At 64.2% G+C, this 14310-nt stretch carries 12 protein-coding genes and 1 pseudogene; 2 read left to right on the plus strand and 11 right to left on the minus strand.

The genetic code is table 11. The features are described from left to right. Positions 1 to 202 precede the first annotated feature (202 nt). The gene (locus LQG66_RS06825) at positions 203 to 916 is read right to left on the minus strand and encodes an outer membrane protein (RefSeq protein WP_231324706.1); all 714 of its coding nucleotides are present in this window, start codon (positions 914 to 916) and stop codon (positions 203 to 205) included. Positions 917 to 1188: 272 nt separating this feature from the next. On the opposite strand from LQG66_RS06825, the gene LQG66_RS06830 reads away from it, so the two are divergent. Continuing rightward, positions 1189 to 1524, plus strand: a complete 336-nt coding sequence (locus LQG66_RS06830) for a DUF3551 domain-containing protein (RefSeq protein WP_231324708.1) — start codon at positions 1189 to 1191, stop codon at positions 1522 to 1524. A 122-nt stretch (positions 1525 to 1646) separates the two neighbouring features. On the opposite strand, the gene LQG66_RS06835 is transcribed toward LQG66_RS06830, so the two are convergent. Next, on the minus strand, positions 1647 to 2420 hold the full coding sequence (locus LQG66_RS06835) for an outer membrane protein (protein WP_231324710.1): 774 nt from the start codon (positions 2418 to 2420) through the stop codon (positions 1647 to 1649). Between the two features lie 458 nt (positions 2421 to 2878). Next, positions 2879 to 3649 carry a helix-turn-helix transcriptional regulator gene (locus LQG66_RS06840; protein ID WP_231324712.1) on the minus strand — a complete coding sequence of 257 codons (771 nt, stop codon included), beginning with the start codon at positions 3647 to 3649 and terminating at the stop codon, positions 2879 to 2881. 142 nt (positions 3650 to 3791) lie between these two features. Here LQG66_RS06840 and LQG66_RS37320 point away from each other — a divergent pair. After that, positions 3792 to 4870: pseudogene (locus LQG66_RS37320) on the plus strand (alcohol dehydrogenase catalytic domain-containing protein). A 10-nt stretch (positions 4871 to 4880) separates the two neighbouring features. Here LQG66_RS37320 and LQG66_RS06855 read toward each other — a convergent pair. From LQG66_RS06855 to LQG66_RS06890, 8 genes are all read right to left on the minus strand, one after another. Further along, on the minus strand, positions 4881 to 5582 hold the full coding sequence (locus LQG66_RS06855; RefSeq protein ID WP_231324716.1) for an ABC transporter ATP-binding protein: 702 nt from the start codon (positions 5580 to 5582) through the stop codon (positions 4881 to 4883). Positions 5583 to 5589: 7 nt separating this feature from the next. Then, positions 5590 to 6870: a lipoprotein-releasing ABC transporter permease subunit gene (locus LQG66_RS06860; RefSeq protein WP_231324719.1), complete on the minus strand. Its 1281-nt coding sequence runs from the start codon at positions 6868 to 6870 to the stop codon at positions 5590 to 5592. A gap of 94 nt (positions 6871 to 6964) precedes the next feature. Then, complete coding sequence (gene proS, locus LQG66_RS06865) at positions 6965 to 8299, minus strand: proline--tRNA ligase (RefSeq protein ID WP_231324721.1); 1335 nt, start codon at positions 8297 to 8299, stop codon at positions 6965 to 6967. A 190-nt stretch (positions 8300 to 8489) separates the two neighbouring features. Next, positions 8490 to 10058, minus strand: a complete 1569-nt coding sequence (locus LQG66_RS06870; protein ID WP_231324723.1) for a copper resistance CopC/CopD family protein — start codon at positions 10056 to 10058, stop codon at positions 8490 to 8492. Between the two features lie 62 nt (positions 10059 to 10120). Further along, positions 10121 to 12580 (minus strand): TonB-dependent receptor, encoded by a 2460-nt coding sequence (locus LQG66_RS06875; protein WP_231324725.1) that lies wholly within the window; start codon positions 12578 to 12580, stop codon positions 10121 to 10123. A gap of 92 nt (positions 12581 to 12672) precedes the next feature. Then, a complete protein-coding gene (locus tag LQG66_RS06880; RefSeq protein ID WP_231324727.1) occupies positions 12673 to 13143 on the minus strand; it encodes a DUF2946 family protein in 471 nt (156 codons plus the stop codon). A gap of 37 nt (positions 13144 to 13180) precedes the next feature. Further along, positions 13181 to 13699, minus strand: a complete 519-nt coding sequence (locus LQG66_RS06885; RefSeq protein ID WP_231324729.1) for a copper chaperone PCu(A)C — start codon at positions 13697 to 13699, stop codon at positions 13181 to 13183. A 135-nt stretch (positions 13700 to 13834) separates the two neighbouring features. Then, the gene (locus LQG66_RS06890; RefSeq protein ID WP_231324731.1) at positions 13835 to 14197 is read right to left on the minus strand and encodes a DUF2946 family protein; all 363 of its coding nucleotides are present in this window, start codon (positions 14195 to 14197) and stop codon (positions 13835 to 13837) included. Between the last annotated feature and the right edge of the window lie 113 nt (positions 14198 to 14310).

Genomic DNA, 14310 nt, shown 5'->3' on the forward strand with positions numbered 1-14310 from the left:
GACGAAAACCTTCAGCATGGGGACCTCCCTGAGCTAGAACATACAAGGAACATTGTTCCTTTTTTGTTCTCAGGTCAAGCGTCTCGACAGATCCCGCCCGCACTGCTCGCGGCGCGTGGTTAATCCGGATCGCACGCACGAAAAACCCCGGCACGAGATCGCGCCGGGGTTTTCAGATCCGCCGATCTGAGGCCGTCGTGCCTCAGTACCTGGAGACGACCGGGCCGCCGAATCGGTAGTTCAGGCGGGCGGTGAACAGGTCGACGTCCTGCTTGATGCTGTCGGAACCGAACGCGCCGAAGCTGACGGTCTGACGATCCATGAACAGATGGTCGTATTCGACGCCCAGCGACCAGTTCGGCGCGAAGCCGTATTCGAGGCCGGCACCGATGACGCCGCCCCAGCGCGTATTGTCGTTGGAGGCGAGGAACCCGCCGGTCGCCGCGTTGGTGATCGTGTACTTGTTGCTGGTCACCGCAGCACCGCCCTTGGCGTACAGCAGCACGTTATTGAAGGCGTAGCCGACTTGGCCGGTGAACAGCCCGAACGCATCGGTCTTGGTGCGGTTGCGGGTCGCGAACACCGCGCTCACATTGTCACCGGAGAGGTCGGCCCAGTTGCCCTGCGCCTCGACGCCGAACACGAACTGATTCATCTGCCACCGATAGCCCACCTGACCACCGACGGTGCCGCCGGACGCATCGTGCGAGCCCTCACGTCCGCCGCCGACCAGGTCCCAGGTATTCTTGCTCCAGCCGCCGCCACCGTTCACACCGATGTAGAAGCCGCTCCAGTCATAGATCGCAGCCATCACCGGCGGCGGCGCCTTCGTGTAGGGACGCGCGGCAAGGTCCGCGGCCAGCGCCGGCGAGGCCAGCACCACGAGCGCCGTCGTCATCAACAGAAGTTTCTTCATCACAGGTCCAGTCTCGTCTCAATTGGCCCCCAGGCCAGCCGCATGTCTTACTGATCTGTGCCACAATTGCTGTAGCGGAGAGGTCACAGATCGCTTCTGAAACAGCGCGAGACATGACTGGAAATTAATCTGCAATCACAGTGTGTTGATGGAACTTTTCGATATGAAATCAGGGACTGACCGACTACACACACGATCAGGCTTTCGCGTCATCGCTTCGCCGTATCGCGCGCGAGTTCTGGTCATCAAGGGATGAAGGGGAGAGATTGCTGATGCGTGACGTGTTCTTTGCGGCCCTGGCTGCAGCCGGCCTCGTGGTCGCAGTCCATGCCCCGGCGCAGGCCGTCGGCATCAGGCATGCGTTCTGCCTGCAGGGCGACCAGTTTCCGGGCTTGAGCAACTGCACCTTCGACACTTATGCGCAGTGCCAGGCCACGGCGTCGGGACGCCTGCTGTATTGCGTCGCGAATCCCTACTTCGCCGGCGTCAGCAATGACCCACGGGCGACGCCCTATCCCTATCCTCACAGACAGCGGATCAAGCCACGGCCGCCCGCGCCGAATCCGTTCGCTCCGCTGCCCAACCCGTTCGTGTTCGAAGAGGATTGAGCCCGGAGGCGCCCCAAATGCGCGCCTCCTCCGCCGCGTGTTTCATGTGGCCGAATCACTGAGCCGAGAGCTCGTCGAAGCCATGACTTCGACGAACTCTCGCAATCAGCAGCGAAGCATGATCAACGCATCATCCCGAAGCCCGGACCGAACTTGTAGTTCAGCTTCACGAGCCCGATGTCGACATTCTGGTTGATGCGATGGGTCATCGCGGGCGCGCCCGCGGCGGCAACGAAGTTCAGGTTCTTGTTGCCGAGGAAGATGTGGTCGTATTCGACGCCGACCGACCAGTTCGGTGCAAAGCCGTATTCGATACCCGCGCCGACCGTCGCGCCCCAACGCGTCGTGTTGGCCCGGTCGAGCATCACGTTGGTGTTGGTGTTGAAGGTGTCATAGCGATCGCCGACGACCGCAGCACCGCCCTTGACGTAGCCTAGAATGTTGTCGAAGGCGTACCCGACCTGGCCGGTGAACAGACCAAAGCCGTTGGTTTGCGAGCGATCGCTGACATTGGGAAGAATCAGGTTGCGATTCGTGCCCTTGAAGTTCGCCCAGTCGCCCTGCGCCTCGACGCCGAACACCCAGTTCGCCATCTGATAGCGATAGCCGACCTGGCCACCGACCGCAGCACCACCGCCGCCGGAGCATCCCTCGCGGTTCGCCGCCGGGTTCACCGCCACCCCGGCGTTCGAAATCAGGTTCCAGCAGTCCCGGCTGGATCCCCCGCCGGCGTTGAAGCCGACATAGAAGCCGCTCCAATCATACACCGTGGCCATGACCGCCGGCGGAGCCTTGGTGTAGGGACCCTTCTTCATTGGAAGATCAGCCGCGAAAGCAGACGTCGCGACGGCCATTGCGCCGAGCCCCACCGTTGCGCCGACAAGCGTTTTCATCATCGAACTCCGTAGCTTTTGTCCCAAGGTCCCCAAACCCTCTACTCCGTACGAAAAACATACAGCACGACGACGTGCTCATGCCCCACACGCCGCCGACGTCAACTCACTAGGTAGATTAGAAAGGTTCTTTCCGGCTTTTATGCGATTGTGCGCAAATACCTATTTTTGCAGGGTTTGGCTGCGATATGAACAAACAACTAATAAGATATGTGGAAGAGTCGTGACCAACGTCCGTTGCGCGCCACAATAGGATGCGGGTTCCGCAACGACGCGTCGGCATTCCGCGTCACGTCAACGTCGCCTTCAGGTCTCAGTCGTGAATTCTTCAAGGCATCACGGAGCTCCTTGCGAATGCGTAGCATCATCATGCGCAAAACTGACGAATGTATGGTCGCTGCTCCGCCTGCAATCATTGCTTGCGCAACTCATCGCTCATCTCCACGTGCCGGCGGCGACGCTCACGTGTAGTAGATCGCCAGCTTCAGCGCAGGATCATCGTTGGCTTGGAACGTCGCGTATTTCAGCGTCAAACGTCCCTTTTTCGGATGATCGAGCAGCTTCTCGCCAGCAGCGAGGCCGGCGATGTCGTGGACCGCCCACCATTGCCGAAACTCGCGGCTGCCACGCCGCAGCCGCGCGAGCAGATCAACAAAGGCGGGATCACCGGCCCAGAGATCATGCGTCACGCGGAACTGCGCGACCATGCGCCTGGCCTGCTCCTTCCATTGCGGGCCGAACAGCTGGCGCGCACCTGGCGTGCACAGCGCAAGCAGCAAGGTGTTGCGCTCATCATCGGCAAGGCGTGAGAAGCCGAAGATCTCGTCTGCGGCTGCGTTCCATGCCAGCACATCCCATCTCCGCCCCGTGATGTAGGCGGGCTGGTTCAGACTCTGCACCAGGTCGCGTAGTCCAATCGGGACCTGCTCGCGCACGAATGGCTTGCGCGCAGGATCACGCGCCAATGCCTTGAGATGCGCATGCTCGGTCTTGCTGAGGCGCAAGGCGCGCGCCAACGCGTCGATGGTCGACGACGACGGCTTCACGGTGCGGCCCTGCTCGAGGCGGATGTACCAGTCGACCCCGATGCCGGCGAGCTCGGCCACTTCCTCGCGGCGCAGCCCGGCCGTCCGGCGCCGCCGCCCGGCCGCGAGCCCGACCGCTTCCGGCGTGAGCTTCTCTCGCCGGGAGCGCAGGAAGTTTCCGAACTCGGCGTGCCTCGGATCAGTCATGTCTTGGATCCGTCATGGTTCGTTCCTGATGATTTCCCGGATCAGACGCTGGGCCCACTCAATCCTAGGATAATACCAGGCCTTCCCGGACGCAGCATAGACCGGCAGGCTGGGCGACCGCGATCCCGGATGGAGGAAGATCATGAAAGCCGCCGTGCTGAAACGTTTTGGATCAGCGCTCGAGACGGAGCAGGTCGCAGATCCGGTGATCGGCACCGGAGAGGTCATCGTCGATATCGCAGCGGCCGGCGTGCTGTCCTACGCCAACGAGGTTTTCAGCGGTGAACGAAAGTACATGCTCGAGCTGCCCGTCATCCCCGGACCGGGCGGCATCGGCCGGGTCAGCGCGATCGGTCCGGATGCCACGCATCTCGCGATCGGCGACTGGGTGTTCTGCGATCCGATCGTGCGCTCACGGGATAGCGATCTCTCCCCGGATATCACGCTGCAGGGCTGGAGCGCGCGCGGGCCTGGCGGGCTGAAGCTGCAGCAGCATTTCCGGGACGGCGCGTTCGCCCAGCGCATGCGTGTGCCGACCGAAAACGCCAAGCCGATCGGCCTCATCGACGAACGCGACGCACCCCGGTGGTGTGCACTCGGCACGTTGCTGGTGCCCTATGGCGGCTTTCTCGCGGCAAATCTGCAGGCGGGCGAGACCGTGCTGATCAGCGCGCCACCGGCAGGTTTGGCGGCGCGGCGGTCGCGGTGGCCCTCGCCATGGGTGCGGCAGCGGTCGTCGCACCCGGCCGCAACGAGGCCATGCTGGCCGAACTCCGCGCCAGATTCGGACCTCGCGTGCACCCGGTCAGGCTTTCGGGCAACGAGACTGAGGATCGCGAGCGTATGATCAGCGCATCGCCGGCCCCGATCGACTGCGTCTTCGACATCATGCCGCCGTCGGTCGCGACCAACGTGGTTCGGGCGGCCTTGATGACCGTCCGGCCCTACGGGCGCGTGGTGTTGATGGGCGGGGTCGGGATGCTGGGCGGCGCCGGGCTCGAGCTGCCCTATCCCTGGATCATGCGCAACTGCATCACCATCCACGGCGTCTGGATGTGTCCGCCCAATGCAGCGACGAAACTCGTAGGGTTGATCAAGGCCGGACTGCTGGATCTCGGGCAGTTCGAGCCGACCTGCTTCGATCTGGACCACATCAACGACGCGGTGGCGCATGCTGCCACGCATGGCCGGCCGTTCAAGATAACGGTGATCAGGCCCTGAACGTCCGGGCTCAGTCCAGCTCGACGACCTTGCCGCCGACAATCGAGACCCGCCGGTCCATGCGGCCGGCCAGCTCCATATTGTGGGTCGCGATCAGCATCGCCACCCGCGTCGCCTTGACGAGCTGCATCAGGGCGTGAAAAACGTGATCGGCGGTCCCAGGATCGAGATTGCCGGTCGGCTCGTCCGCCAGTAGCGCACGCGGGGCGTTGGCGACGGCACGCGCGATCGCAACGCGCTGCTGCTCGCCGCCGGAGAGCTCGGCCGGCCGGTGCTTGATGCGCTCGCCGAGGCCGAGATAGGCCAGGATCTCGGTCGCCCGCTTCACCGTCTCCGAACGCTTCAAGCCTCGGATCATCTGCGGCAGCATCACGTTCTCCAGCGCCGTGAATTCCGGCAGCAGCCGATGCGACTGGTACACGAAGCCGATGTCGGTGCGGCGCATCTGGGTGCGCTCGATGTCGGTCAGCTGCGAGGTCGGCACGCCCCCGACATAGACCTCGCCCTCGTCCGGGCTCTCCAGGAGACCTGCGATGTGGAGCAAGGTCGACTTGCCCGAGCCCGACGGCGCCACCAAGGCCACCGACTGCCCGGCCCACAGCGCGAGCTTGGCGCCGTCCAGGATGGTCAGCTGCTGCTCGCCCTGCATGTACCGTCGCTTGATCTCGTGGAGATAAACGACCGGTACATCCTCCGCCCCCTGCTCGTCCATCAGCGCCTCACTCGTAGCGAAGCGCTTCGACCGGGTCTAATCGGGCGGCGCGCCAGGAGGGGTAGAGCGTAGCCAGAAAAGACAGGGTCAGAGCCATGATGACGACCGCGCTCGTCTCACCGGCATCGATCTCGGCCGGCAGCTTCGACAGAAAATAGAGCGTCGGATCGAACAGCTCCGTGTTGGTCAACCACGACAGGAACAGCCTGATGGTCTCGATATTCATGCAGATCAGCAATCCGACGACGAACCCGGTGAGGGTGCCGACCACGCCGATCGAGGCGCCGGTGATCAGGAAGATCCGCATGATCGCGCCCTGCGACGCGCCCATCGTTCTGAGCACGGCGATGTCCTGGCCCTTGTCCTTGACCAGCATGATCAGCCCCGAGACGATGTTGAGCGCCGCGACCAGCACGATCAGGGTCAGGATCAGGAACATCACGTTGCGCTCGACCTGCAGCGCGTTGAAGAAGGTCGAGTTGCGCTGGCGCCAGTCGACCAGGAAGATCGGACGTCCCGCCGCCTCCGTGACCGTCTTGCGGAACTGCTCCACCTTGTCGGGATTGCTGGTGAAGATCTCGATCGCGGTGACGTCGTTGTTGCGGTTGAAATAGGCCTGGGCTTCGGCGAGCGGCATGAACACGAAGCTGGAGTCGTATTCCGACATGCCGATCTCGAACACCGCCGCGACCTTGTAGGGCTTGATGCGCGGCGTCGTGCCCATCGGAGTCACCGCCCCCTTGGGCGCGACCAGCGTGATGCTGTCGCCGGCGTGCAGCGACAAGAGATCCGCGAGCCGGCGGCCGATGGCGACGCCCTGCCCATCGTCGAACCCTTCGAGCGAGCCCTGCTTGATGTTCCTGGCGATCGACGTCAGGTTCGTCAGGTCCTGCGAGCGGATGCCGCGGATGAATACGCCCGAGGCGTTGAAAGGTGACGAGCCGAGGCCCTGGCCATCGACCACGGGAGCGGCGAGCCGGATACCCTGCACCTGGGCGATCCGGTCGGAGACGTCCTTCCAATCGGTCAACGGCGATTCCAACGGCTGCACCAGCAGGTGGCCGTTGAGACCGAGGATCTTGTCGAGCAGCTCCTTGCGGAAGCCGTTCATGACGGCCATCACGATGATCAGCGTGGCGACACCCAGCATGATGCCGAGGAAGGAGAATCCGGCGATGACAGAGATGAAGCCCTCGCGGCGGCGGGCGCGCAAATAGCGTCCCGACAGCATCCACTCGAAGGGGGCGAAAGGCACGGTCTGCAGGGGTTCGGTCATGGTTTCATCCATTGCGCGATAATCCCATGATTCGGGCCGATTGTGGCCGGATTGGCCTCGAGGGGCAGGCAGCCCCGGTGGATAATCCGAGGATCGAACGCGTGTCTCAGCCCGCGCGTGGTCCGGCGCCAAGCTGGGCGACGACGTCGGCCGGCGACATCATCTGCCGCGCGCCGTCGCTGCGGGTCTTCACCTCGACCTTGCCCTCGGCAAGGCTCTTGGGACCGACCATGATCTGCCAGGGGATGCCGATGAGGTCGGCCGTGGCAAACTTCGCGCCGGCGCGCTGCTCGGTGTCGTCGTAGAGCACATCCACGCCCTTCGCCAGGAGATCACGATACAGCTGCTCGCAGGCGGCATCCGTATCCGGGCCGCCCTGCTTCAGGTTGAGGATCACGGCCCGGAACGGCGCCACCTCCTCCGGCCATTTGATGCCGGCGTCGTCATGGCAGGCCTCGATGATGGCGCCGGCCAGCCGTGAGACGCCGACGCCGTAGGAGCCGCCATGGACGGTGACTTCGGCCCCATCGGGTCCGGCGACGAGCGCCTTCATCGGCTCGGAATACTTCGTTCCGAAATAGAAGATCTGGCCGACCTCGATGCCGCGAGTGTGAACGCGACGGTCCGCCGGCACCTCGGCCTCGAAGCGGGCCGCATCGTGGACGTCCTCGGTCGCGGCGTAGAGTGAGGTCCACTCCTTGATGATCGGCGTCAGGTCGCCGTCATAGTCGACGGACGCCTGAGGGATCGGCAGGTCGAGGACATCGCGGTCGCAATAGACCCCGGACTCGCCGGTCTCGGCGAGCACGATGAACTCATGGCTGAGATCGCCGCCGATCGGACCGGTCTCGGCCCGCATCGGGATGCCCTTCAGCCCCATCCGCGCGAAGGTGCGCAAATAGGCCACGAACATCTTGTTGTAGGCGCGCCGCGCACCGGCCTCGTCGAGATCGAACGAATAGGCGTCCTTCATCAGGAATTCGCGGCCGCGCATCACGCCGAAGCGCGGACGCTGCTCGTCGCGGAATTTCCATTGGATATGATAGAGATTGAGCGGCAGGTTGCGGTAGGACTTCACGTAGGCACGGAAGATTTCCGTGATCATTTCCTCGTTGGTGGGCCCATACAGCAGCTCGCGCTTGTGGCGATCGCTGATACGCAGCATCTCCGGGCCATAGGCGTCGTAGCGCCCGCTCTCGCGCCAGAGGTCGGCAAGCTGCAGGGTCGGCATCAACAGTTCCAGCGCACCGGCGCGGTTCTGCTCCTCGCGCACGATCTGCTCGATCTTCTTCAGAACCTTGAAGCCCAGCGGCAGCCACGCATAGATGCCGGCCGCCTCCTGCCGCAGCATGCCGGCACGCAGCATCAACCGGTGCGAGACGATCTCGGCTTCCTTCGGATTTTCTTTCAGGATGGGCAGGAAAAACCGCGTCAGACGCATGGGAGAGGCCTTCGAGATTCGGTTCGGGCTGGCGCAGTCAAACCGGATCGGGCGGCAAAACACAAGGCTGACGTTGAAAAAAGGCGGCTAAGCCACCGGATTGTCGATGATTTTACTGGTTTGGCTGAAGCGCAGGTTCAACGCAGGCCGGCGGCCCGATCGCCACTCCATCGCGAACGTTCCGTGGGCCTCAACGCGGCCTGAGGTCGAATTCATCCTCCAGGCTGATCTGGTCGAAATCGCTCACCAGAGCGTCGATCCGGAGGTGCCAACGCCCGGGCAACAGCATCGGCACGTCGCCAACGTGCCAATCGCCGTCGGCACCGAGAACGGCCTTGCGCTCGAGCGGCCCGATGCCGCCCTCGCGCATCTCCAACGTCAGCGTCGCTTCCTTCGCCTGCAGCCGCGTGCCATCCGCGTTCATCAATTGGAGCAGGAAGCTGTCGGGACCGACGCGCCCCGGAGAGACCAGCACCTGAAACATGGCACGGTCGCCATGGATGTGAACACCAAGCGGCGTGTCCGGCACTAGGCTGCGCGGCGGCGGCGTAAAACGCCAGCCGGCCACGACCCCGAGAATGACCGCGCCGAGCATACATTCGAGCAGGATGGAGCGGCCGAGCGCGCGCGACTGCGGATCGGCCGCGAAGGCGGCCACGAACCGATAGCGGTTGAGCGCCGCAAGACACAGCAGCAGGATCACGAGGGCGAGCTTCGCCGACAGCACCAGCCCATAGCTGGTCTCGACGAGGGCGCGGAACGAACTGAGCTCGAGGATGGCAAGCCCAGTTCCGCTCAACGCAAGCAGCCCGACAACCGGCACCGCGACGGCGGAAAACCGGTTCAGCGCCGACGCCGCGTTTTCATCCGATGTGCAGACGAGAGCGGCGAGCGGACCCAGCGCACCGAGCCAGAACGCCACGGCCGTACCATGAACGACGAGCGCCGCCCGGCTCAACACGACGGGCGGCGCGGTCGCGGCATGGCCGCTGAGCACGAGGGCAACGCCGACCCCGGCCAGCGCCAACGCGGCGAGCATTATGCGCCAGGCCCCGCCGGCCCGCATGGCGCCGACGGCCGCGAGCATGGCCGCGACGGAGACCAGCACCGTGCGCATCAAGGTGGTCGCCGCCCCGGCGATCCAGGGCTCCGGCGTGGCGAGGCTCGCGAGCGGCAGATCCTGCAGGTCCAGGCCCTGCAAGCCGATGGAAGGACCCGCCGCTGCCAGCCCGACGCCAAGTGCCGAGAACACGATGCCATGCGCCGATGGCACCGGTCCAACCCAGGTCAGGAAGAACGCTCCCCCGACGCCGAAAAACAGCCCCACATACACGCCCAACCGGGCCAGCCAGATCAGTCCGTCACGCCATCGATCGCGCGTGACCGACGCTGCAGTCCTGCTCGGCGCGCCCACGGCAAAGGTGACAGCGCCCGCGACGGGATGGCCATCCGCGGAGATCACCCGATAACTGACGAGCTGGCTGCCCCGCGGCAGATCGGAGGGCAGCCTCATGACCACCGTCGCCTCGGCCGCATCGACGCGAACATCGTCGCGCTTGCGGCCCAGCGCGTCGACCAGGGTGAGCGCGCCAATCCCGACCGCCTCGTTGAAGCGCAATGTGACCGCCGGTGGGACGGCAGCGAGAACGCTGCCATCGGCAGGCTCTGCCGACAGCAGGACGGCGTGCGCAACAGCGCTGGCCGTGAAGGCCACGACCAGAGCCAGGGCGAAGAAAAGAGCGGAGAGGCTGCGCCTCACGACACCGGCAGTCCGAGCACCGGCAATCTGCCGGTCTCAACTTGAATGCTCATCGTCACACCTCAGAACGTATATTTGGCGGCGAGCACGTAGGTCCGCCCCGGGAAGGGATGGAACAGCGTGTACTGCTCGTTGAAGACGTTATCGATGCCGAAATCGAAGGAGAAAGTCTTGGTCGCGTTGTAGTGGACCTTCATGTCGACGACGAAGAAGCTGTCGAACGCACCGTAGACATGCGAAACGACGTCCGTGTTGTCGAGCGTCGAATATTGCTTGCCGCTATAGCGCGCCGCGACCGTATAGGCCCAGCTCTCGTTCGGCCGGTAGGTGGCGCCGAACTTGGCGCGCCAATCCGGCACATAGGGCACGCGCTTGCCGACGACGGTGGTTGCCCCCTTCCAGCTCGCATCAGCCAGGATCTTGGAGTCGACATAGGTCACGCTGCCGAACAGCTGGAGTCCGTCGATGAGGACGTTGTCCTTGTCGGCTGAGAGTTCGACGCCGCGCATGCGGACGGCATCGACGTTGCTGACGGCGGTCTGGACGATCTGCGCGCCGTCCGTATTGCGGGTCACAGTCGTCGACTGCGATATCAACGCGTCGAAGGTCTTTTCCTCGAACAGCGTCAGACGAACACGGCCGTCAATCCAGTGACGCTCGATGTTCAGCTCTCCGGTGTAATCGTGCTCTGGCTTCAGCAGTGGGTTGGCGAGATAGATCACGTTGCCCGACGAGACATTCTGATACAGCTCCCCGACCGTTGGGAAACGGTACGCCTCGCCGAAATTGGCGGTGACGTTCCAGTCCCGATTGAGGTCATAGGAGAGCGATGCCTTCGGCGAGAACTTCGTCGCACTGAGCTGCGGCTGAGCCGTCGCCACCGACTGCGTGATGGCGCCGGCGGAGCTGGTCAATGTGTTCACGTTGAAACCGTCGAGCGCGCGCCAGGTTTCGAGCCGTCCGCCGAGCGTCAATTTCAGATTGGGCAGGATCTTCCAGGCGTCCTGTAGCCAGAGGGCGCTGGTGCGGGTCTCGCCGACGCCGGTCGCATACAGCTGGCCGGTGCCGGTCGACGTCGCCTGATTCCAGACCGCTGATGCGTAGGTCGGGTTCTCCAGACGGTAGCGGTCGCCGTGCACGCCGAACGAGACTTCCTGCGGACCATCATAGCCGAATGGCCGCCAGATCCCCTTGGCATCCGCATTCTGCCAATTGGTGCCGTCCATGCGCGAAATCTTGCCGTTCTGCGAATAGCCGACGCCGGTGGCGGTCACGGTGAACGGATTGAGCTGGGTGTCCTGCAGATAGCTATAGCTCGACGCCGAGAGATCGAAATCGAAGATGCCCTTGGTGTCGCTCTTGAGCGCGATGGCGTTCGACAGCTGGGTCTGATCCCAGATGTAGCGGCCACTGGCGAAAGTACTGATGTTGTTGAAGGTCGGCCGACCGGTGGCGTCGCGCAGATAGGTCTGCGGCGTCGACACCTGGTGATTGTTCCAGATCCCGAGCGAATAGGTCGCCTGTACCAGCGGACTGAGATCATAGGCGAGCCGCAGATTGCCTGAGGTCTGCTGCGAATGAGCCAGGATGCCGGTGCCGACCACGTCGGTTTCGGTCCCGGTCTTGTTCCTGGCAAAGAAGGCGCCGGTTGCAGTCGTTGGCATCGATGGAGTCGTCGTATAGGTCAGCGGCTGCTGATAGCTGTCGAGATAATTCGCCGTCACCAGCCACGACAGCCGGCCGTCGCGATTGCCGGCCGACGCGCTGGTCTGGCTCGTCACATAGGTGTCCTTGGTGCCGTACTGGTTCCACGGCATCACCGACACCGTCTCCTTGGCCACCGCGAACGGCTTGTCCGGCATCTTCGAGGTGATCAGCAGCACGCCGCCGATCGAATTGCCGGGATAGGCCGCGGCGAACGGCCCGTTGAGATAATCGATCCGCGCGATCGCCTCGGGCGAGATCAGATTCCATTTCGGCGCGGCGTTGGTGTTGTTGTTGCCGAGCAGCGCCGAGATCAGAAGATCATCGTAATAGATCAGAGTCCTTGCGCTGGAATTCACCCCCCAAGTGCGCGTGGCCAGCACCGACATGTTGTCGCCATCGTTGCGCTTGCGCACGAACAGGCTCGGCATGTATTTGACGGCATCCTCGGGATCCTTGAGGTTGATGGTCTCATCGATCTGCTTGGCGGTGATGCTGAAGCTTTCCTGCGGCAGCGCGAAACGCTGCTTGGCTGCGGGAGTCTCGAACGATCCCTTCACCGCGCCGCCATCGATGTTGGCGGTCGAGGCCGGCGCCGGCTGCGACGTGGCCGCCGGTTTCGGTGCGCGGGCAGTCCCCGCCTGGCGCACCTGCTGGGCCGGCTTGCGCGCGCCGCGTTGCGATGTGGCGCGCGGCGCGTCGACCGTGACGGACGGCAGCTCTCTCTCGGTCTGGGCGTGCGCGATCGTAGCCGGCTGCAACAGCACGAGCTCGATGGCGATCACGCTCACGCCACCGAGGGCATGACGACGGAACATGTTTGACTTTCCCAATGCCGGCTCCCATGGCCGGTCTCCTGGTCCAAAACGGATCGGCGCACGCTGTGCGGTGCCGACGACGACGCCCGTGCTCAGGAGAAAAAGGGAGGTCCTCTTGGTTGCGCCTGCGACCAGGCGAGGAGATGGACGAGCCGGAGCTCGCGCGCCGTCCAGTCGATGCGCTGCATGCGCAGCTGTGGAGCCGCATGGGCCGGAGCGGGTGACGCATCAAGGGCCGCTGCGGCGTGGAGTACGCAGCACATGACGCAGTCGAGACCGCAAGCCGTGCGGTCGGCGTCGCGATTGGACGGCGCAGCATCCGTCTCGGCGTGACAGATCACAGCACCGCCGAACGGATCGAAGGACGCGATCGCGGCTGCCGTCAAGGCCGACGCTGCCACCGGCGCCAGCACCTGCAGCAGCAATGCAAGCAGCGCGACCGGCAGATAGCGGCCGAGCCTCTGTCGCAGAGTGATGGCAGGACGCCGGACACGGCCAGCCGCTGCCGGACGGCTCGCAAGCAAGCCCGGCATCAGCGCAGCATCGGTCGCCCGTCGTTTCATCGGGGCCGCCCCTCGTTCGGCGTCGCGAACGCTCGAACTACATCTTCATGCCCGAATGATCATGCTGCTTCATCATGCTGCCGCCCTCGCCACCCGGTCCCTTCGCGCCGACGGCCTGCACCTCGAGCGTCACGGCAACCTTGCCCGCCTTCTCGAACTCCAGCGTGAGCGGCAGCTTGTCGCCTTGCTTCAGCGGAGCCTTCAGATCCATCAGCATCAGATGATAGCCGCCGGGCGCCAGCGCCACGGTCTTGCCCGGCTCGATCGTGAGCCCCTTCTCGAGCGGCCGCATCGTCATGACGCCGTTGGTGACCGCCATCTCGTGGACTTCGATCCTGCCGGCGACGTCGCCGGACACTGCGATCAGGCGATCCGGCGCGCTGCCCTTGTTCTCGATCGTCAGATAGCCGGCGCCGGTCTTGGCTCCGCCGGGCGTGGCGCGGCTCCACGGCTGCGCGATCACGAGATCACCCGCCGTCACGTCCGCGGCGAGGACACCGGGGGAGCCGGCGAGCAGGAAAGCAAAAGCAAGCAGAGAGCGTCCGAAGAACGTCATGTTCAGTATCCTTTTCGATGTTCATCGCGATGCGCCGAAGTCCTACATTGGCGCATATCCGCCGGCCGTGTCGGGCCAGGCAGACGAATCAGATGGCAGTTCTGGAAGAAAATGGCCGCTATCGACCAGCGCACGTCACACTGCGGGCGGTGCCCGCGCTTGCGCGCCCGAACAGGCCCGCGCACCACATGCCGCTGGAATCGCGGCGCGCCAGACGACGTCGCTCGCATAGCGCGGGGAAACACCGGAGACGGGCAGAAGCGGCCCGGCCAGCGCATCCGGCTGCGCCGCGCAGCACAGCGCGCAGGACTCCCGCACGTGCCGGTCGCGCTGTTCATCCGAGGACGGTGCACCGGGCTGGCTGTGGCAGATCTCGATCCCGCGCAGCGGGTCGGACGCAGCGGTAGCCGCCGCCCATGCTGCACCGATCGGCGCCATGATCTGCACCATCAGTGCGATCAGCACGATCGGAAGAAATACTTGCAGCCGCTGCCGCATGAAAGCTCGCCAAATGACCGAAGCTTCTCTGCCTCAGCCCGTGCCCCGAGTCGAGATCGCCGGGAACACAGTCAGCACATTTCGGCAGCGCCCGATGACTGATGTGCGCGCTG

It is taken from the genome of Bradyrhizobium ontarionense (assembly GCF_021088345.1).
GTDB lineage: Bacteria > Pseudomonadota > Alphaproteobacteria > Rhizobiales > Xanthobacteraceae > Bradyrhizobium > Bradyrhizobium ontarionense.

Excerpts from the sequence above, each read along its gene's own strand:
- LQG66_RS06825 (WP_231324706.1), bottom strand. The coding sequence starts at position 916 with ATGAAGAAACTTCTGTTGATGACGACGGCGCTCGTGGTGCTGGCCTCG.
- LQG66_RS06830 (WP_231324708.1), top strand. The coding sequence starts at position 1,189 with ATGCGTGACGTGTTCTTTGCGGCCCTGGCTGCAGCCGGCCTCGTGGTC.
- LQG66_RS06835 (WP_231324710.1), bottom strand. The coding sequence starts at position 2,420 with ATGATGAAAACGCTTGTCGGCGCAACGGTGGGGCTCGGCGCAATGGCC.
- LQG66_RS06840 (WP_231324712.1), bottom strand. The coding sequence starts at position 3,649 with ATGACTGATCCGAGGCACGCCGAGTTCGGAAACTTCCTGCGCTCCCGG.
- LQG66_RS06855 (WP_231324716.1), bottom strand. The coding sequence starts at position 5,582 with ATGGACGAGCAGGGGGCGGAGGATGTACCGGTCGTTTATCTCCACGAG.
- LQG66_RS06860 (WP_231324719.1), bottom strand. The coding sequence starts at position 6,870 with ATGGATGAAACCATGACCGAACCCCTGCAGACCGTGCCTTTCGCCCCC.
- proS (WP_231324721.1), bottom strand. The coding sequence starts at position 8,299 with ATGCGTCTGACGCGGTTTTTCCTGCCCATCCTGAAAGAAAATCCGAAG.
- LQG66_RS06875 (WP_231324725.1), bottom strand. The coding sequence starts at position 12,580 with ATGTTCCGTCGTCATGCCCTCGGTGGCGTGAGCGTGATCGCCATCGAG.
- LQG66_RS06880 (WP_231324727.1), bottom strand. The coding sequence starts at position 13,143 with ATGAAACGACGGGCGACCGATGCTGCGCTGATGCCGGGCTTGCTTGCG.
- LQG66_RS06885 (WP_231324729.1), bottom strand. The coding sequence starts at position 13,699 with ATGACGTTCTTCGGACGCTCTCTGCTTGCTTTTGCTTTCCTGCTCGCC.
- LQG66_RS06890 (WP_231324731.1), bottom strand. The coding sequence starts at position 14,197 with ATGCGGCAGCGGCTGCAAGTATTTCTTCCGATCGTGCTGATCGCACTG.